The organism is Hufsiella ginkgonis, from assembly GCF_009834915.1.
Lineage (GTDB): Bacteria > Bacteroidota > Bacteroidia > Sphingobacteriales > Sphingobacteriaceae > Hufsiella > Hufsiella ginkgonis.
Genome location: NZ_WVHS01000004.1, coordinates 224203 through 245244, shown reverse-complemented (window position 1 = coordinate 245244; position 21042 = coordinate 224203). Strand labels below are relative to the sequence as shown.

11 protein-coding genes and 1 pseudogene are annotated in these 21042 nt (G+C 55.0%); all 12 read left to right on the top strand.

Features of this window, described 5'->3' with window-relative positions; all coding sequences use genetic code 11:
- Positions 1 to 915 (top strand): ThuA domain-containing protein, encoded by a 915-nt coding sequence (locus GS398_RS17350; RefSeq protein WP_160908079.1) that lies wholly within the window; start codon positions 1 to 3, stop codon positions 913 to 915.
- A 171-nt stretch (positions 916 to 1086) separates the two neighbouring features.
- A complete protein-coding gene (locus GS398_RS17345; RefSeq protein WP_160908078.1) occupies positions 1087 to 1236 on the top strand; it encodes a hypothetical protein in 150 nt (49 codons plus the stop codon).
- 384 nt (positions 1237 to 1620) lie between these two features.
- Positions 1621 to 3048, top strand: a complete 1428-nt coding sequence (locus GS398_RS17340) for a 3-keto-disaccharide hydrolase (protein ID WP_160908077.1) — start codon at positions 1621 to 1623, stop codon at positions 3046 to 3048.
- Positions 3032 to 5059 carry a plastocyanin/azurin family copper-binding protein gene (locus GS398_RS17335; RefSeq protein WP_160908076.1) on the top strand — a complete coding sequence of 676 codons (2028 nt, stop codon included), beginning with the start codon at positions 3032 to 3034 and terminating at the stop codon, positions 5057 to 5059. Before GS398_RS17340 ends, GS398_RS17335 begins: the two co-directional genes overlap by 17 nt.
- Positions 5060 to 5080: 21 nt before the next feature.
- Positions 5081 to 7198: an outer membrane protein assembly factor BamB family protein gene (locus GS398_RS17330; RefSeq protein ID WP_160908075.1), complete on the top strand. Its 2118-nt coding sequence runs from the start codon at positions 5081 to 5083 to the stop codon at positions 7196 to 7198.
- A 236-nt stretch (positions 7199 to 7434) separates the two neighbouring features.
- Positions 7435 to 7776 (top strand): annotated as a pseudogene (locus GS398_RS17325) (glycoside hydrolase family 88 protein); the annotation flags it as partial.
- Between the two features lie 20 nt (positions 7777 to 7796).
- Positions 7797 to 8858, top strand: coding sequence for a glycoside hydrolase family 130 protein (locus GS398_RS17320; RefSeq protein ID WP_160908074.1), 1062 nt, complete (start codon positions 7797 to 7799; stop codon positions 8856 to 8858).
- Positions 8859 to 9090: 232 nt separating this feature from the next.
- Complete coding sequence (locus tag GS398_RS17315) at positions 9091 to 9885, top strand: 3-keto-disaccharide hydrolase (RefSeq protein ID WP_237488237.1); 795 nt, start codon at positions 9091 to 9093, stop codon at positions 9883 to 9885.
- A 114-nt stretch (positions 9886 to 9999) separates the two neighbouring features.
- Positions 10000 to 13170 carry a beta-galactosidase, LacZ type gene (gene lacZ, locus GS398_RS17310; protein ID WP_160908073.1) on the top strand — a complete coding sequence of 1057 codons (3171 nt, stop codon included), beginning with the start codon at positions 10000 to 10002 and terminating at the stop codon, positions 13168 to 13170.
- A 253-nt stretch (positions 13171 to 13423) separates the two neighbouring features.
- Positions 13424 to 19357 carry a T9SS type B sorting domain-containing protein gene (locus tag GS398_RS17305; protein WP_160908072.1) on the top strand — a complete coding sequence of 1978 codons (5934 nt, stop codon included), beginning with the start codon at positions 13424 to 13426 and terminating at the stop codon, positions 19355 to 19357.
- A 22-nt stretch (positions 19358 to 19379) separates the two neighbouring features.
- Complete coding sequence (locus GS398_RS17300) at positions 19380 to 20291, top strand: PorP/SprF family type IX secretion system membrane protein (protein WP_160908071.1); 912 nt, start codon at positions 19380 to 19382, stop codon at positions 20289 to 20291.
- 145 nt (positions 20292 to 20436) lie between these two features.
- Entirely contained in the window at positions 20437 to 20937 is a 501-nt protein-coding gene (locus GS398_RS17295) for a GNAT family N-acetyltransferase (RefSeq protein ID WP_160908070.1), read from the top strand.
- Positions 20938 to 21042: the final 105 nt, after the last annotated feature.

Sequence of the window (21042 nt, the reverse complement as noted above, 5' to 3'; positions counted from 1 at the left end):
ATGAAAAAAATCGCTTTGGGGTTTTCCCTGTTAGTTGCAGCGGCAATCTGCCTGGTATCCTGGAGAAACGGGCCCGCTTCCGCGAAAGCGCCCGCAGCAAAAAAGAAGATCCTTTTTATTGCAGGCGCCTGCTCCCATGGCGCCGGTGAGCACGAATTTAAAGCGGGTTGCAACCTGCTGGCAAATGAGCTCACCGCGGCGCTTCCGGGAAAACTGGAGACGGTGGTGTACAACACCTGGCCGCCGGACCCGCAGGCGTTTGAAAATGTGTCGGCGATCGTGCTTTACATGGACGGAGCCGATGGACACCCCGCCATCAGTCACCTCGGCGAACTGGATGCGCTCATGAAAAAAGGAGTGGGGCTGGCATGCCTCCACTTTGCCGTGGAAGTTCCGTATGGCAAGCCCGGGGATTCGTTTAAAGACTGGATCGGGGGATATTTTGAAGTGAACTGGTCGGTAAACCCGATATGGAACGCCGATTTTAAGACGCTTCCAAGGCACGAGATCACGAACGGGGTAAAGCCCTTCGCCATAAAAGACGAGTGGTATTACCACATGCGTTTCCGCGAAGAGATGAAAGAAGTAACGCCGATTTTATCAGCCGTGCCCTCCGACGAACTATACGAGAAACCATATGGGCCGCGCACCAACAATCCTGTATTGCGGTCGGAAAAAGGCAGTGCGCAGGTGGTAGCTTGGGCAACGGAACGCCCGGACGGAGGCCGCGGTTTCGGTTTTACCGGCGCACATTATCACAGGAACTGGCTCAATAACGATTTCAGGAAACTGGTGCTGAATGCGCTAACCTGGACTGCCGGCGTGGCGGTACCTAAGAAGGGCGTAAACTCTCCTACGCCCGGCGAAGAGGAAATAAAAGCGAACCTTGAAAGTAAGCCTTGCGGGAAGAAGTGACGATAAACGCCGGATTTGAACATGGACAAGGCTGGAGAAACTAGGCGCACTACGCAGTAAAACCGCACCTGGCGCCAGCGCACAGTTCCTTGCCGATGGCGCTTTCGTGGCGACAGATGGACGTAAAGCAGGGAATACCAGACCGTCGGGACCAAAATTACACCAGGAAGTTTGACAGCGCAACAGGGCCATTCCGCATACGTGATGCTAACACTTGCCACACTTACCGCGGCAAACGTCCTGGCCGAAGTGCGGAAGGAGCGCATCCGCGAGCTTTGCGCACAGGGGTTTTCAATGAAAATATTGCAATCGTTTGCGTAGATTTGTTAACCAAGATCGAACCGTAGCCCGATATGCGCTGCCGCCTGGTCCAGCACCAAAAGACAGCGACAGCGCCGGCGACAATTACCGGCGCCGGTACGCGGACTGATCGTACTGGTCCGCCGTGAAAATATCGATACTGTTTATAACTAACCTGTTGAGATCCGTTCGAAAACGGTTATATGAAGGTGACGCCGTTAAAATCTGCCATGGCCGCCACGCGTTCGCAGTTCCTTATCCGGTAAGAACGGTTCGATCGGCATGGGGATTATACCCCGGTGGACAGTTGGGAAGGCAAAAAGATCTGTACCTGGGTACCAAGGCCATTAGTTTCGCTGGCGCCGTGTAACCTGTATTATTGAGTGGTTAATATTAATTTGTTTTATGAAGTTATTTACGTTTTTGCTCTTTTTCCTGCTCACAGCTACGTGTGCGGTGGCACAGCAAGATGCCGCTTATACACCAGTTTTGCTGACCGGCCCCAATAGTTTTAAACCGCTTCCGGCGAACTGGAAGCTCGTTTCGGAGGTGTTTTTTAACCCGCTGGCGGATGGGGACCCGGTACTGAAAAACGGCACCGGTGTGCTGGTAAATATTCCCGCGAAGAATAAAAAATGGAACGAGGGGCACCTCTTAACCAATATGGAGCATGGCGACCTGGACCTCGATCTCGACCTGATGATGGCCAAAGGCTCCAATTCCGGCATCTACCTGCAGGGGCGCTACGAGGTTAGGCTGTCTGACAGCTGGGGAAAACAGGACCCCGACTACACCGATGCAGGCGGGATCTACAAGCGCGAGGCCAATACTGAAGGCGCCGAGGGTCGCCCGCCCGCCCAGAACGTAAGCAGGGCGCCCGGTTTATGGCAGCATATGCAGATCGTGTTCAGGGCGCCCCGATTTAATGCGGAGGGGAAAAAAACCGAAAACGCGCGCCTGGTAAAGGTGATCTACAATGGCGTAACGATCCAGGAAAACATCGAGCTTTCGGGCCCCACAACAGGAGGCATTGCCAGCGACGAAACAGCGATGGCGCCATTAATGTTCCAGGGCGACCATGGGCAGGTAGCGCTGCGCAACATCAGGTACAGGGTCCCTCCAGCCAATACCGAACCGGTGCGCAGGGCATCCGCCGTGGTAAACCCGATCCTTGTTTCTCCGGGCGTCGCCCCGGTGGTACATCGTGGATTTCTAAACTACAACGGTAAAAAACTCACGGCGCCCGTAGCCGTCGGTTACCCGCAAAAAGTAAGCTATGCCTACGACCTCGATAAAGGCCGCCTGCTCGAAGTATGGCGCGGCGATTTCCTGGATGCCACAGGGATGTGGTACAGCCGAGGCGAACAGCAACTGGCAGTGGCGCTGGGCAGCCTGATCGTCCTCCCGGGAAAACCAACGCTGGCTTTCCTCCCGGGAAAAGATTCGGTCTGGCCTGATTCTAACACGGCCGCCTATAATTACCTGGGCTACGACCTGCTGAAAGACGGCAGTCCCGTGTTTAAATACCAGCTTGGCGACGCCATGATACGAGAAACGTTGACACCGGACAATTCCGGTAAAAGATTTACCCATTCCATCTCCGCCGAAATGGCGAAAGAAGCAAAAGACCTCTGGTTCCGGGTGGCGGAAGGAAGCGATATCGCCTTACAACCCGGCGGGCTCTACGCGGTTAACGACAAACAATACTATATCCAACTTCCCGAAAAAGTGAAACCCCTGATCCGAAAAACTGCCGCAAACACCACCGAAATGCTCTTGCCCGTAACCATCAAAGACCAAAAAGGAGGGGTTAACTATGAACTGGTTTGGTAGGCTGGCAGCAAACGCGTTAACCTGCGCGTTGTGCTTCTCGTATTCACAGGCCTCTTTCGGGCAGCAGGCGCCCGCTGCCATCCTGCCAGATAAAGAAGAGGATTATTACCGCCTCCTTACGCTGCCCATACCGCAGGGCACCATCCTGGAAATAGGAGGCATGGCCACCTTGCCCAACGGAAGCCTCATGGTGTGTACGCGCCGCGGCGAAGTCTGGAACATCTCCAACACTACGGGTCCGGGGATGCCTGTTTATAAGAAATTCGCTTCCGGGATGCATGAGGCGCTCTGGCTGGCGTACAAAAATGGAGACGTGTATGTTACGCAGCGCAGCGAGCTTACCCGGCTGCGCGATACCGATGGCGATGGCCGCGCAGATTCCTACGACAAGGTGTATTCCTGGCCTATTTCAGGCAACTACCATGAATATGCTTACGGGCCGATGTTCATGCCCGACGGCAATATGCGAGTAACCCTTAACCTGTCGTGGATCGGTAAGGGCGCAAGCCTCACCAAATGGCGGGGATGGATGCTGGAGATCACCCCGGATGGTAAAATGACGCCCATTGCGGCGGGCCTCCGCTCCCCGGCCGGGTTTATGATGAATGCCGCCGGAGATGTATTTTACAGCGAAAACCAGGGCGATTGGGTGGGCTCGGGCCGTATCACACACCTCGAAAAAGGGGATTTTGCCGGTAACCCGGCCAGCCTCCGGTGGTCGGGCGAGCCCGGCTCTCCCGTAAAATTAACCCCTGCCGATATCCCCGATACCGGAGAGCCGATGTTCGATGTGGCCAAACGCGTGCCGGGATTAAAGCCTCCGGCTATCTGGCTCCCCTATGGCATCATGGGCAAATCTACGTCCGAGCTCCTGAATGACTATACCGGCGGCAAATTCGGCCCCTTTGAAGGTCAGCTCTTTGTAGGCGACCAAACCCAAAGCAAGATCATGCGCGTCGCCCTCGAAAAAGTGAACGGCGTGTACCAGGGCGTATTGTTCCCTTTCCGGGAAGGATTCAGTTCGGGTATATTACGGATGGTTTGGGGACATGACGGTTCATTGTTCGCCGGCATGACCAGCCGTGGATGGAGCGCTGTAGGCAAAGAAGAGTATGGTTTGCAGCGGCTGGTATGGACCGGCGCCATGCCTTTCGAGATGAAAACCGTGCGGGCTATGCCCGATGGCTTCGAGATCGAGTTTACACAACCGGTGGATAGGGCCATTGCTGCCGATCCCGCTTCTTATGCCATCACCGGGTTTACCTACAAGTACCATTCTACGTATGGAAGCCCCGTGATCAACAATGCCGCCTGTCCCGTACTGGGCGTGGTGGTCTCCCAAGACGGGATGAAAGCGCGGATCGTGGCCGATAGTATCCGTATGGGGTATATCCACGAGATCAAAGCGGAAGGTGTTCGCTCTGCCAAAGGAAAGCCCCTGCTGCATAATTTTGGCTATTATACGCTTAACAGCATCCCGGCAGGAGAGAAGCTGAAAATTACGGCCGTACGCCCGGCCATTGCACACCATGCAGGTATGCAGGGGATGCCGGCCAAAACGCCGGCGCAAAAACCGGCAGTCGCCGTACCATCTGCCAAACGCGTGATCGCCCAACCTGTTTCCTGGGGCAAAGCCGAAGCGGACTACACCGTTGTGATCGGTACTAAACCCGGTCTGAAATTCGACCAGGCCGTGTTTTACGTAAAAGCGGGAAGTAGGGTAAAGCTGGTATTTAACAATAACGATGACATGCAGCATAACCTGGTGATCGTTCAGCCGGGAACCGCCATCGAAGTGGGCGAACTGGGAATGAAGATGGGCCTGCTCGGCGAAAAAAACAATTACGTTCCCCAAACCCCTAAAGTGTTGTACCATACGAACCTGCTTGGCCCAGGTACGAAGGAAACCATCTACTTCACCGCTCCCACGAAATCCGGCGACTACCCTTACGAGTGCTCTGTACCGGGCCATTTTTACGTAATGCAGGGCATCATGAAGGTCCTGAACTAACTCCCGGTTATTCCTTATTCCATGAAACAAACATCCGCCCTCCTCACAATCCTGTTTGCGGTGCTGTTTCTTTCCTGGAACCTGGCGCCCGGCGACTCACCGGCTTCCGGCGCGGATTGGCGTGAATACCTGGGTGGAGCAGATCGCAACCATTATTCAACGCTCACCCAGATCAACCAAAGCAACGTCAGCCAGCTGGAGATCGCCTGGGAATATCATACCGGGATCCCGGGTGCTATACAATGTAACCCGGTCATTGTGGATGGCGTATTGTATGGAATGAACGCTTCGGCCCAGCCATTTGCGCTGAATGCCGCCACGGGCGAAGAGATCTGGAAACGCAAAACGGAAGCTGTTAGCGACCTGAATACCAGCCGCGGGCTGACCTACTGGGAAGAAGGCGGTAATAAGCGTATCATTTTCACCAACGGCGAATGGTTATATGCCGCTAATGCGGCGACAGGCGAGCTCATTGCCAACTTCGGAAACGGCGGGCGCGTGAGCCTTAAAACCGGGTTGGGAAGCCATATCGGCGACAAGTGGGTGGTTTCCAACGCGCCGGGTACCTTGTTCGGCGACCTGGTGATCATGCCGTTACGCGTTTCCGACGGCGATAACGCCGCAATCGGCCATATCCAGGCATTCAACGTGCGTACCGGCGAACTGGCCTGGGTTTTCCACACCATCCCTCTCCCTGGGGAGTACGGGGCCAATACGTGGCCCAAAAATGTCCACAATAAGGGCGAGATCGGGGGCGTAAACAACTGGGCAGGGATGGCCATCGACCGCGAAAGGGGGATCGTTTATGTGCCGACTGGCTCTGCCGCTAATGATTTTTACGGCGTAAACCGGCGCGGCAGCAACCTGTTCGCCAATTGCTTACTGGCGCTCGACGCCCGCACAGGGAAGCGCATCTGGCATTTCCAGTTTGTGCACCACGACCTGCTCGACCGCGATTGCCCCGCCGCACCCAACCTGGTGACCCTTACCAGGAACGGCCAAAAGATCGATGCCGTAGCACAGGTAACCAAGCAAGGGCTTGTATTTGTGTTCGACCGGGTAACAGGTGCGCCGTTGTTCCCCATCCGCGAACGGCCCGTACCTGCTTCCGATATTCCCGGCGAACATGCCTGGCCCACCCAGCCGTTCCCGCTGAAACCCGCGCCATTTGTGCGGCAATCGTTCCGGGAAAGAGACATCAGCCCGCTCGCCCCCGATCGCGCCGAACTATTGGCCCGGTTGCGGAAAAGCCGCTCCGAAGGCCCTTATACACCGCTGAGTAAACGTGGCTCGGTTATTTTCCCGGGGCTCGACGGAGGCGCAGAGTGGGGAGGTGCGGCTGCCGATCCGCAAGGTGTGCTGTACGTGAACAGCAACGAGATGCCCTGGCTTATTTCGCTTAAACCCACACCTGCCAACGACGAACTGGCGGGAATGACCGAAGGCGGACGACTATACACCACCAATTGTGTGACCTGCCATGGCGCCGAACGTAAAGGCAATCCGGGCAGCGGTTTCCCCTCCCTGGTGAACGTTGCCGATACCCGCTCCAGGGCAGAAGTAATGCGCCTCATTACCGCCGGAAAAGGTATGATGCCCGCTTTTACGAAATTTAAGACGAAGGAGAAGGACGCGATCGTCGCTTTTCTTTTTAGCGACGAGAAACGGGAAGCACCAGCAGTAGCCAGGCCAGCCACGGTTTCCCCGCGGCAAAGTCCGCTGCAGATCAGCGGGTACAGTAAGTTCCTGAGCAAAGACGGCTATCCTGCCATCAGTCCTCCCTGGGGTACGCTCAACGCGATCGATCTCAACACCGGCGAGTACCGCTGGAAGATCCCTTACGGGGAATATCCCGGACTCCTGGCCAAAGGCATTCCGCAAACCGGCGCCGAAAATTATGGCGGTCCCATAGTTACCGCGAGCGGGCTGCTGCTGATCGCCGGTACTAAAGACGGCAAGTTCCGTGCCTACGACAAGGCAACCGGCAAGCTGATCTGGGAAGTAAAGCTTCCGTTCGCATGCTTCGCCACTCCGAGTACTTACATGGCCAACGGCAAACAATATGTCGTACTGGCCTGCGGCGGCTCCAAGCTCGGAGCACCAAGAGGGGATAGCTTTGTGGCATATGCGTTGCGGTAGCTGAAAGTAGTGGCTGTCAGCTATCAGCTGTCAGATATTAGCTGTCAGCTAAGGCTACGGCCCGGGCAACGTAGTTGGTTCCAGGATACGGGTTTGGCGCCAAACCGGAGGCTTGGTTTGCCGTAGTGTCGGCTTGCACTAAAAGCCAAAGGCGATGAGGTGAGGCCACCCGGGCTATGCTCCCATTATGGCTTGTTACAAAAAACACGTGGATGTGCTGGTGAAAACTACAGGACACGCAAACGGGTTTCTGGCATAACATCCTGACACGCCCCGACTCTTACCAGGAACTTTCTGGCACGGCGATCGTCACCATGACCATCGCCCGCGGGTTGAATAATGGCTGGCTCAGCAAAGAAGTTTATGAGAAGTGTGCGCGAAATGGATGGGAGGCGATCGCGTCCGCCATCGAGACCGACGGTAAGGTGCACATCTGCGTTGGCACCATGAGCAGTGAAGATGGATCCTATTACCTTACCCGCCCGAAGATCGACGACGATTCGCATGAAATTATCGGTTTGATCTTTGCTGGGATTGAAATGGAGAAGCTGGTTGGCAAAACCGGCAGGTCCGAGTAATAGCGATTAATCCAAATGTTATGAATCAAGAAAAAATTGTAGTCAACCGTTCCACAGCAAATCCCCTGTTAAGGCCGCAGGATCTCCGGCCGTCAATGCCCGGCATGAAGATCGAATGCCTGTTGAATCCCGGCATGTTCGAGTTCGAAGGAAGAACAGGCATGCTCGTGCGTGTGGCTGAACGTCCGCCGCAGGTGGATGGTAAAGTGTCCTTCCCGATTTTCAATGCCGGGGGATTGATGGAAATCCTCAATTTCGACGCGGACGATGAGTACCTCGATCTCTCTGATGCCCGGCTTGTTACCTATAACGGCGTCGTTTACCTGTCTACCATCTCGCATCTGCGGCTGCTTTGGTCAGACGACGGCGAGAATTTTACCGAGCCGGATCCGTCCTTCAGCATCTTCGGATCCGGGGCACTGGAAACGTTTGGCGTGGAAGACTGCCGTGTTTCGAAGGTTGGCGGCACCTACTACCTCACCTATACCGCAGTATCAGAAAATGGTGTGGGCGTTGGCATGATCAGCACCAGCGATTGGAAGACGCTGCATCGCCACGGCATGATCATTCCGCCACATAACAAGGATTGTGCATTGTTTGAAGAAAAGATCAATGGACTCTACTATTGCCTGCACCGCCCGAGCGGCATAGACCTGGGCGGGAATTATATTTGGATAGCCTCTTCACCCGACCTCATCCATTGGGGAGATCACCGCTGTATCCTGCGTACCCGTGCCGGGATGTGGGACAGTGCCCGTGTGGGCGGTGGTTGCGCCCCGATAAAAACCGACCGCGGCTGGCTGGCGATCTACCACGGCGCCACGGCGCAGCACAGGTATTGCCTCGGTGGCTTGCTGCTCGATCTGAATGATCCCGCGAAAGTGCTTGCCCGCTCAGGAACGCCCATCATGGAGCCCCAAGAACCTTACGAAGTGCAGGGCTTTTTTGGCGAAGTGATCTTTACCAACGGGCACATCATAAAGGGCGATGAGCTTACGGTATATTACGGTGCAGCCGATGAAGTGATCTGCTCCGCGAAATTCTCCATTAACGCCATACTCGAATCGCTGGTCCCGGTGTAACCGGCCACAACGGGATCCCGTTTACATTCCTCGTTAACGTTACCTGCTTAACCGGGTAAGATATCGCGGCTGTACGCATTCGGGATGCTGCTGAGCGGTGTTTCTAGGCTAAATGCCGCAAGTTTAAGGTTAAATTAGTGTGTGTGTCACGGCTGAGATATCCTTTCCCTTACATTTAATGAAGGTAAAAGGTTATCTTTAGGTGGTTAAACCAGTAAACTGAACGATAAAGATGATCTTTAATTTGAACCCGAAAAAACATGCTTTCCGCTTTTTGCAGGCGGTTGTGGTACTTTTATTACCGTCGCTGCGCGCGGATGCGCAGTCAAACAGCCCCAACCCTTTACCGGTTCCCGAGAAGATGGTTCCGGGCATGACGGAATTCTGGGAACCGGCGGTAAAGGTAGTGTCCGCGGGCACCGGCACATCGGCGCCTTCAGATGCCATTATCCTGTTCGACGGGAAGAACCTTTCCGCCTGGCATGGAAAAGACAAGGGTGCCGCAAAATGGGAAGTTAAAGACGGTGCGATGACCGTTACAAAAGGCACCGGAGATATTACCACCAACCAGGAATTTGGTGACTTTCAATTGCATATCGAGTGGTCTTCACCCGCCCAGGTGACAGGAAACAGCCAGGGCCGGGGCAATAGCGGTGTGTTTTTGCAGGATCGTTACGAGCTGCAGGTGCTCGACTCGTACGACAATCGCTCTTACTCCAACGGGCAGGCAGGGAGTATCTACAAACAATCGCCGCCCCTGGTGAACGTAACCCGCAAACCCGGTGAATGGAATACCTACGATGTGATATACACGGCGCCGCGGTTCACCGAATCGGGCCGGTTGTTTTCGCCCGCCCGTGTTACCGTACTGCATAACGGGGTACTGGTGCAGAATAATTTCGAAATAAAGGGGGTCACCGAATATATTGGGCTGCCGGCTTACAAGGCGCATGGCAAAGGGCCGCTGCACCTGCAGGACCATGGTAACCCGGTGCGCTACCGCAATATCTGGATCCGCGAATTATAAACGCCGGCTTCTGACCCTGTCGTTTCTTCCGTAAATAAATGGTCTTTTGCGTAAAAATAATCTTACGAATCAACCGCTTTATACCGGAGAGGCTTTTTATCCTTAAGTTGCTGAATGAAGACAGGTCGCGCGGTTATTGCCTTTTTGAATTTCCTGTTGCTTTCAGACCATGCCTATGCGCAGGCGCACGATTGGGAGAATCCCCTGGTTACCAGTTCGAACACCGAAACGCCGCATAGTACCTTCATTCCTTTTCATGATGTCGTTACCGCGTTGAGCTTTGACGAGAAGCGATCGGCTTATTACCGGTCGCTTAACGGAACCTGGAAGTTTAAATGGGTACGCACCCCCCTGAAAACGCCGGCAGATTTCTTTATGCCGGGGTACAATGTTTCGCGCTGGGACGATATCCGGGTTCCCGGGAACTGGCAGCTGCAGGGCGACTATGACCCTCCTGTGTTTACCAACATCAGGTACCCGTTTCCCGCCGATCCGCCCAGGGTCCCCAAAACTGATAATCCTACGGGGCTGTACCGCACCACGTTCACCATACCGGGAGGCTGGCGGGGTAAACAGGTATTCCTGCATTTCGCGGGTGCGCAATCGGCAATGTATGTATGGGTGAACGGGAAGAAAACAGGCTACCACGAAGACGGGATGACGCCGGCGGAATTCAACATTACCCGCTTATTAGTGCCGGGGAAGAATACCCTGGCTGCGGAGGTGATCAACTGGTCAGACGGGAGTTACCTCGAGGACCAGGATTTTTGGCGCCTAAGCGGGATCTTTCGTGACGTGTTTCTCTTTGCGTCGCCTGCACTGCATGTACGCGATCTGCAGGTGCGTACCACGTTCGACAGGATTTACCGGGATGCGACCCTGGGGCTCCGCATCCGTCTTAAAAATTCGGGAGCGATGACCGGGGCGGGTTATCAGGTAAAGATCTCGCTGATGGATATTAACCGGAAGGTGGTATTTAACCACGACCTCGCCGCGGCGGATGTGCGCCCTGGCCGGGAAATAGACGTCAGCTTCCGGAAGCTGGTCCGTAATCCCTACAAATGGTCGGCGGAAACGCCTTCGCTGTATATCCTCCAGCTGCAGCTGACAGATGGTGTAGGCAAGGTGCAGGAAGTGATCACCCGCAAGATCGGCTTCCGCGATGTGAAGATCAGGAACGGCTTATTCCTTGTGAATGGTCGTGCCGTTAAGATCAAGGGCACTAACCGGCACGAGTTCGACCGGTATACGGGCAGGTATATTACCCATGCGGCTATGGTCCGGGATATCAGGCTGATGAAACAGCTTAATATTAACGCGGTTCGTACCTCGCACTACCCGAATGCGACCGATTGGTACAACTTATGCGATGAATACGGTCTTTACGTAATGGACGAGGCCAACATCGAAAGTCACGGATTGTGGGCCGGTGAAAAGATCTACCTGCCCGAATTCGCCGCATGGCGAAAGCCTTTCCTCGACCGCGGAACCGCGATGGTGGAGCGCGATAAAAATCACCCCTCGGTTATCTGCTGGTCTATGGGAAATGAAAGCGGCTGGGGAAAGAACTTCGATGAGCTGTATGCGGCCATTAAGAAGATCGACCCTACGCGCCCCATTCACTACGAAAGCAAAACGCCGGCGTATGCCAACGTGCTGTCGAGGTACGACATTATTTCGACGATGTACCCCTCTGTGAATGAAATGATCAGGCTGATGAACCTGGATCCCGGCCGACCCGTGATCATTTGCGAGTATGCACATTCCATGGGCAACAGCCTGGGTAATTTCCGGGACTACTGGAGGGCCTTTTATGCTTACCCGAGGCTGCAGGGCGGCTTTACCTGGGACTGGGCAGACCAGGGCCTCCGTGCCAAAACGGCTGCCGGCCTGGAGTACTGGAACATTGTGAATTACCTGGACGGAGCCAATGCCGACGATGGCCTCGTAAATCCCGACAGGCAGCCTCAGCCGGAAACCAACGAGCTTAAAAAGGTGCTGCAAAATTTTAATGTGAACGATGTTGATGTAGCTAGCGGCAAGATCGCCGTAACGAACGGGTATTATTTCCGGTCGGCGGCGGACGTGGCGCTCCATTGGTCGCTAAAGGAGAACGGCCGGGTGATCCAATCGGGTACGATATCCGACCTCCGCATCGGTCCGCAGCAAACCCGGCAGCTGAAAGTGCCTTTCGACGAAGAGCTTCTCAAAGCAGGTGAAGAGTACTTCCTCGATTTCAGCTTTAAACTAACGAAAGGCCAGAAATGGGCGGGTAGGGGATTCGAGGTCGCATCCAGCCAGCTCAGGCTGCCGGCGCAGGCCGGGGCGCCGCCGTTAACGAGCCTGCGCACATTGCCCGCGCTGAAACTTTCCAAGGGAAAAGACCTGGTGATTACAGGTAAAGGGTTTACCGTTGCTTTTGCAAAAGCGACAGGCGCATTAAACAGCCTGCGGTTCCAGGGAAAGGAATGGCTGAGCGGCGAAGTGATGCCCGGTTTCTGGCGCGTGCCTACAGACAACGACGAAGGCGGCGGGAAAACAAGTTATGCGTACCGTTGGCGGACGGCGGGCCTCGGGCAGCCGAAGGTCGACCCGGTGCATATGGCCGCGGTTCAGGCTTACCCGCAAGTGATTATTGTTACGGTTCAAAATAAGGTGCGGTTCAGGAACGCTGCGGTCACCGCACAGGTTAAATATACCGTGTTTGGCGATGGAAGCATCCGTATACATTCCAATTTCGGAATTCCTCCCGGCCTCCCGCCGCTCGCAAAAGCGGGATTGTATTTTACGTTGCCCGCAGTGCTCGACTCCGTGGCATGGTACGGTCGCGGACCATTTGAAAGCTATTCCGACCGCAAGGAGAGTGCCATGGTGGGGTTATATGGCGGTAAAGTAAGCGACCAGCATTTTCCTTACGTGATGCCGCAGGAAAACGGCAATAAAACAGACACACGGTGGATGCTGCTCACTTCGGCGAACGGCGGGGGCCTGTTATTCACCGGCAGCCCGTTGTTTAATTTTACAGTGCAAAACTACTCGCAGGCAGCGCTCAACCGCTCGAAAAACACCCATATACTGACGCGCGGCAGCCGTACTTACCTGGCGATCGACCTGCTGCAGATGGGGCTGGGCGGCGACGATAGCTGGAGCCCGCGCGTGCACCCGGAGTACCTGCTGAAGGCGCGGCGCTACGATTTTACGTTTATGTTAAGGCCGGTGCCGGCGGGCGCCGATGTTACCAGGCTGATAAAGCAGAAACTGCCGGTAGTAAACAGGGTACGGTGACGGGTTGGCAGCCGCTGATTTTAATTGGTGTGATGCCAAACAAGTGATCATTACCGGAGCTCCACTACCCTGATCGCGGCGGAAACATACGGCGGAATTCGTTGGCGTAGTGGGGAAGATAATGTCAACTTGTTAGTAAAACGACTCGCTTTGTTAACAATTCTTTAACCTAAACCTTGCTTCTCTGAAAATTATACTTCGTATTTTAGCGGGAACTATCTACCTGTACATCTATTATACATTACGCAACTTTATGGAAAAACTGTTACCCGTACGCTTTGCCGGCATTCGCAGACTATGTTATGCGCTTATCGGGTTTTCGCTGTTAATTGCTGCCGCACCTGTCGCACGCGGGCAGGCATTTACAGCCACGTATCCCTTTACGGGTGTGGTTGCCAATACCGGTGGCGCAACTGACCCGACACCGGTACCAGCGGTTGCCGGGGTCACCTTCGGTTCCTTTTCGTCTGTAGGCGCCTCGGCTAACCCGAATGCCGGCGGCCGGTTTTCGTTTACCGGCTGGTCTGCCGGGGCCACCAATTCGAGCAATACCTTTACGGGCGGGATTAATACCGGTCAATATTTTCAGGTAACTATTTCTCCTTCGCCGGGTGGCTCGTTCTCGTTAACCGCTATTGATTTTAAGCTGCAGCGATCCGGTACCGGCATCAGGCAGTACAGTGTGCGAAGCAGTATCGACGGTTATGCCGCCAACCTGCCGGCATCCATCAGCCCGGCAAATGCCTCGCTGAGCGTGGTTGGTTCGAATGTGTTCCAGGTCGATGATGCCAATACCGCGGCCAATACCGGCAGCGTAATTACGCTGGGTGCGGGGTTCGCCAACATCACTGCACCGGTTACTTTTCGTTTTTATGGCTTCAACGCCGAAGCGGCCGGCGGCACCTTCAGTTTAGACGACGTTAACTTTACCGGGTCGCTCGGGGATAATACGGCCCCGGTAAATACGGCAACGTACCCAAAAGTGACCAACCTGGCCACCACCACGCTTGATCTTACCAGCAACATCAACGAGGCCGGCACTACCTACTACGTGTTGTTACCGGCTGCCGGCAGTACCGCACCTGCTACCACCGCTCAGGTAAAAGCCGGCACGGATGGAAATGGAGCGGCGGCGTTTAAATCGGGCAGCTTTGTTAATACCGCCAATACCGATGCTACGGTGAATATCTCTGGTTTAACCCCCGGAACGGCATATACTATTTATGTAGCAGCCGAGGATGCGATCCCTAACCTGCAAGCCACTTTTGTTACGCTCAATGCCACTACGATGGCGCTGCCCGCCACCATTACCGCCTGGGAGCTGGCGGGTGCGGCAGGCAACGAGGTGAGTATCGCGCCGACCTCGCTGAATACCAACTTAAATACCACCAGCTTCACCCGGGGTGCAGGAGTTACGGCCTCTGCACTGGGCAATGCCTTTAGTGCCTCCAATTTTACGGCGTCGGGCACTTTTGCTGACGCGGTTGCCAACAATAAATATATCCAGTTTACGGTGAATGCCAGGACTGGGTTTAATACCTCGTTAACCTCGCTCGATGCGGCCTTCCGCAGATCCGGTACGGGCCCCAATAAATACCAGTGGCAATATAGCCTGAACGGGTTTGCCACGGCAGGTGTTAACATCGGGTCGGAAGTAAGTTATACGTTAACTTCCGCCAACGGCGATGCGCAGCCACAGTTGAGCCTGGCCGGTATCGCGGCGCTGCAAAACGTGCCTGCCACTACGACCATCACCTTCAGGGTGTATGCATATGGCGCTACCGCGACGGGGGGCACATTCGCTGTGGGCCGGATTCCCGGGAACGATCTCAACCTGGTAGGTGTGGTCCAGGCAGGATCCGGTGGCGGGCCTGTTGATACCGCGCCGCCGGTAAATGCGGCAGCGTTCCCCAAAACCGCGAACATTACCACCAATTCGGTCGATTTGTTAAGCCGCCTGGATGAAGCAGGCACTACCTATTACGTAGTTATTCCTACAGGCGGCACCGCGCCAACCACCGCAGCCCAGGTAAAAGCGGGTACAGATGGAAACAATGTGGCCGCGTTTAAGTCGGGCTCTTTCGCGGTAGCGGCAGCCGCTGATGCCGGAACGACGATAAATGGCTTGTCGCCTGTTACCGGGTATACCATTTATACGGTTTCGCAGGATATTTCAGCCAATGTGCAGGCAGCCCTGGTTTCGCTGCCGTTCACTACCACCGGATCAGCGCCGATCGTTACTCCCGTGATCATCAGCCAGTATTATGAAGGCGCGTCGGTAAATAAATGGATCGAGCTTACTAACCTGAGCGGCACTCCGGTAAATACCGCGTCTCCACAGCTCAGGCTGGCGCTGTACAATATTTCCGGCGATGCCGGGACGATGAATATTACAGCCACTCCATCGCAAACGGTGAACCTCAATGTTACTATTCCGGCGTTCGGATCGGTATTGATCGGCAATTCGGGGAATGGGAACGAGGTACCTTATCTCACCGCCAGCAGTGCCAAGCAGAACGATAATACGGTGATCAATTTTAACGGTAACGACGCCGTTGCGCTGTTGGACGGCTCGAACAACGTGCTCGATGCTTTCGGGCAGGGACTGAACGCAAAGGACGCATCCTATGTAAGGAACCTCTCGGTAACCGGGCCGAGCCCGGTATTCAATGCGGCCGACTGGACGCTGACTTCGCTGGCCGATGTACAGAATGCCGTGGATCCTGACGACCCGAACCAGTTAGGGGTGCACCTTGCCCCTAATCTACCCGCTTGCGCCAGCCCGGCTGCGCAACCAACCGCGCTTAGCTTCGGTACGGCCACTACCAATGCCATTTCGGCAACCTTTACCGTGGCGGCAGGCACCGACGAGTACCTGGTGGTACGCAGCCCGGGCAGCAGCCTGAGCGCCTCGCCGGTCGACGGGACCGTATATACGGCAGGTAGTGCCATCGGCAACGGTACCGTGATCAGCCGGGTAGTTAGCGGCGCCTTTACCGATAATACTCCTGCGCCTGGCACGCTTTACTACTATTACGTGTTTTCGTTAAACAATACAGCCTGTACCGGCGGACCGAAATATTTTACGGTTGCCCCGTTAACCGGTAATAAAGCTACCGTTCCGCTGCCTGTTTGCGCTACTCCCGCAGCGCAGCCAACCAACTTTACAGTAACCAACTCCAATTATAATTTTGTACAGGCGTCCTTTACAGCCGCCGCCGGTACGGATGAATACCTGGTAGTAATGAGCACCAGCAGTACGCTTAGCGCCACGCCGGTGAACGGTACGGTATACAACGTGGGCGGCACGCTTGGCGGCGGTACCATCGTTAAGCGGAGCGCAGGAAACAGCTTCACGCGCACGGGCCTGTCGCAAAATACCACTTACTATTTCTTTGTGTTCTCCGTTAACAGTGCGTGTACCGGCGGGCCGCTTTATCGCACGGCGTCTCCATTGACCGGTATCCAGAAAACAGCGGAAGTAAATGCCAGCGTGCTTAATTTTTACTTCGGCAACCTGCACAGCCACAGCAGCTTTTCCGACGGGAACAAAGACAACCTGAACAATAAACCGGCCGACGACTATGCATTTGCGAAAAACTCGATGAAGATGGACTTCCTCGGTATTTCTGAGCATAACCATACACAGGCCGGCATGAAGCTCGCTTACTGGCAGCCAGGGATCGAGGCAGCGAAAAACGCCACTACATCCACCTTCGTGGCCATGCACGGCATGGAATGGGGCGTGATCAGCGGCGGCGGGCACGTGATCGTATACGGTATCGACTCGTTAATGGGCTGGGAGCCGGGCGAGAACCAGATCTTCGTGCCAAAAAGCGTATATACCGGTCCAACCGGTTTGTTCCAGGCCATCAACCAGCGCGGGGTGAACGCCATCGCCACGCTGGCGCATCCCAACACAACGGATTATAACAATATTTCGACCACCTACGATGCCAATGCCGATAATGCCATTGTCGGCTCGGCGCTCGAAAGCGGTCCTGCCTTTTCTACCAACACCACTTACTCTGATCCGGCGAGCTCTATGAGCTACCTTAGCTATTATAACCGCATGCTGGCAAGAGGGTATCACCTCGGTGCGACCATCGATCATGATAACCATAACATGACGTTTGGCCGCCATACCCGCGCCCGTTTGGTGGTGCTTGCGCCTGCGCTTACAGAAAACGACCTGCTGGAAGGCATGAAAAAGATGCGGTTCTATGCAACGGAAGATTCGGCGGCGAAGATCACCTTCAGCATCAACACACAGCCGGTGGGGAGCGTGTTTACAGGGCAGGGCGGACCGAGGATCTCGGTGAGCTCCCTTACCACCAGCCCGGTTACCAGCATTAAGCTGTTGTTTGGGGTGCCGGGAAGCGGCATCAATCCTGCGGAGATCACCAGTACCACCACCGGTACGCTCACGTATACCGACAATGCGCTCGCCAACCTCGCTACCGGTTACTATTACGCCGATATCGTGGAGACCGATGGCAGCCGCACCATTACCAGCCCGATCTGGTACACGCGCGACGATTCGTTTAAGAGCAATCAAACGATCACCATGGATGCGGCAAGGACAGCGGTGTACGGCGATCCGGACCTCAATCCGGGTGCAACCAGTGATAATACTACCGTCCCGGTAACCTATACCAGCAGCGATCCGTCTGTCGCGACGATCGTGGCCGGCAAGGTACACATCGTAAAGGCCGGTACAGTAACCATCACAGCTAACCAGGCCGGCAACACGTCCTTTAACGCGGCAGTGGCCAAACAGCAGGTACTAACCATCGCGAAAGCGAACGTGACCATTACGGCGCAAAACCAGGCCCGTTTCCAGGGAGCGGCTAATCCCGCGTTCACGGTCACTTATTCGGCCTTCGCCAATGGCGAAAACAGTACCGTACTTATTACGCCGCCAACGGTGGTGACCACCGCTACGGCGGCTTCCGGGCCGGGTACTTACCCGATCACCGTGAGCGGGGCGGCTGCGGTTAACTATAACTTTGCTTACGTACCCGGTACGCTCACCGTTTCGGCGGCTCCGCCTTTAACCATATCGGCCCTTCCGGCAACGTTGCTGGAAAACCGGCCGGCCGGCGCCCTGGCGGCAACCCTGGGCAGTACGGCCGCCGATCCCGCGGTTACCTTCACTTATAGCCTTGTGAGCGGCGCGGGCAGCACCGATAATGCGTCGTTCGCCGTCAGCGGGAACACGCTGGTTACGGCGGCTTCCCTGGATTATGAGCAAAAAGCCAGCTACAGCGTACTGGTGAGAAGTACCACACCTTACGGGCTTTCGCTCGACAGGGCATTGACCATTGCCATCGGCGACGTGAATGAGGCGCCAACGCTGAATGCGGTCGCTAACCAGGTTACCTGTTTCACCACGAATGCGCAAAGCGTCGCATTGTCGGGAATCACCGCCGGGCCGGAAACAGCTCAAACGCTAACTACCAGCGTAAGCACCAATATGCCCGACATGTTCACCCAGCTGAGCGTTACCGGCGCCACAGGCGGCAACGCAACCCTGGCGTATACGCTTAAGGCATCGGGAGGCGTGGGTACCGCAACCATCACCGTTACCATAAACGACAATGGCGGAACAGCTAACGGCGGCAGCGATACCTTTACCCGTACGTTTACACTGACATCGAACCCGCTTCCGGTGGTCGACATTACTTCGAGCCAGGGACAGTCGATATCGAAGGGGACAGTTGTTACATTAACGGCCCCTGGCGGAGGTTCCTCTTACAACTGGACCTCCTCGGGCGCCGGGATCATCGGGCCGGTAAACGGGCCGTCGGTAACGGTGCGGGTTTCGCAAACGGCTGATTTCCGGGTAAGCGTAACCAACGCATCGGGTTGTGCGGTTACCAAAAGCATCACCCTTACCATGCTTGAAGATTATGTCAACGTCCTGCCATCCAACCTGCTGACACCTAACGGCGACGGCAAGAACGATACCTGGGTGATCAGGAACCTCGACATGTACCCCAATAACGAGGTAACGGTTTACGACCGCTCGGGCCGCGTAGTGTTTAACCAGAAGAACTATAAAAACGACTGGAACGGTAATTTCAAAGGCGAAGTACTTAATGAAGATACCTACTTCTACGTAGTAAGCTTTGGCCCGGGAATAGGTCCGTTTAAAGGATCGGTAACCATTTTGCGTGATAAATAAGGGACTATTTAACAAGGTCAGTATGAAACTTAACATAAAACATTTCCTGGCAGCGGCACTGCCTGTTATATTTTGCCTGCTTGCCGATCCGGCATCGGCACAGCTGAATCCGTTCGGCGCCATGTATTTCCAGAACCAGTACATGGTAAATCCCGCAATGGCGGGACTGTCTGAAGGGCTCGTGGTAAACCTCGGGTATCGGCAGCAGTGGAGCTCGGTGCAAGGCGCGCCAACCATCCAGTCGCTGAACGCGGAATACGGTGCGGGCGGGAAGGTAGCCTTTGGGCTCAACCTCAACAACGATAAAGCGGGGCTTTTGGGCCGCACCCGCGTGATGGGTACCTACGCTTATCACCTGCCTTTAAGCGGCGACGGGCAGAAGCTAAGCTTCGGTCTTTCCCTGGGGTTCATGGATCAGCGGGTGGAGAGCAGTGATGTTGTGGGCGACGATGGCGATGTGGCCGTCGGCCGCTACAACGATCGCGATACTTATTTCGACGCGGATTTCGGGATGGCTTATACGACCGGCCGGCTCACCGTACAGGGTGCAGTACCGAACCTCAAGAATTTTTTCAGGAAGGATGATGTCAGCCTCGGCGCCGACCGCTCCACTTTTATGGCCGCTGCCAGCTATAAGCTGCTGAATGATCCCAATGCCGCGTTCACCGTTGAGCCGAAAGCGGTATTTCGCGGGGTTGATGGCTATAAGAACATTTTTGATGCGGGGGCTAACCTCACCTTTGCGAAGAATTCACTTAATTTGCTGGGGATGTATCATTCCACGAAAAGTGCGACGCTGGGGTTCGGGATGAATTACCGGGGCAAGTTTTCGGTATTAGGAGTGTATACTACCGAGACTTCGGCATTAAGAAGTTACGTGAACGGCAACTTTGAGATCGCGGTGAGGTTCAATTTGCTTAAACAGCAGAAGTAACGCGAAGCGCCGTAAAGGTTTTCGTAAAGGGCGCAAAGGTCTAGGATCTCTGCGCCCTTTGCATATATCTTTGTGTCCCTGCGTTAAACTTTTTCATCTTCCCCATGGGAAATACTGCCTGGTGCCTTTAAATAATAACCGCTGTATGTTAATCCGTTACGCCACATTAACCGACATTCCGGCCATCATGGACCTTATCAAACAGGTTGTTCCCCTGATGCGCGCGGCCGGTAACTTCCAATGGGACGATAAGTATCCCAACCCCGAAGTGTTTGCAGAAGACATCACACTCCAACAACTTTGGGTGGCGGATGTCGCCGGAAACATTGCAGGCGTAAGTGCCGTTACCACCCAACAGGATGCGGAATATGCACAGGTGGGCTGGGACCTTGACGAGGAAGCCATCGTTACCCACCGGCTGGCGGTACGTCCCGGTTACCAGGGGCAGGGCATTGCCGGCGCGTTATTGGCTAAAGCCGAAAATGAAGCGGTACGAAAAGGGATCAGCGTACTGCGCATCGACACCAATTCGGAGAACCAGGCCACAAACCGGCTGTTCCCCAGGATGGGGTATACATTCGCCGGGGCTATTACCCTGGAATTCAGACCCGGGTTATCTTTTTACTGTTACGAGAAGCGGTTATAGTTCCCCGAGCCGGGTAATTGCTTACGCCATACCCGAGTGCCGGTTCTTGTCATGCCCGGATTACTAAATATAGCGAAAGTAACCGTTTAGTTTTTTAATTTCGTG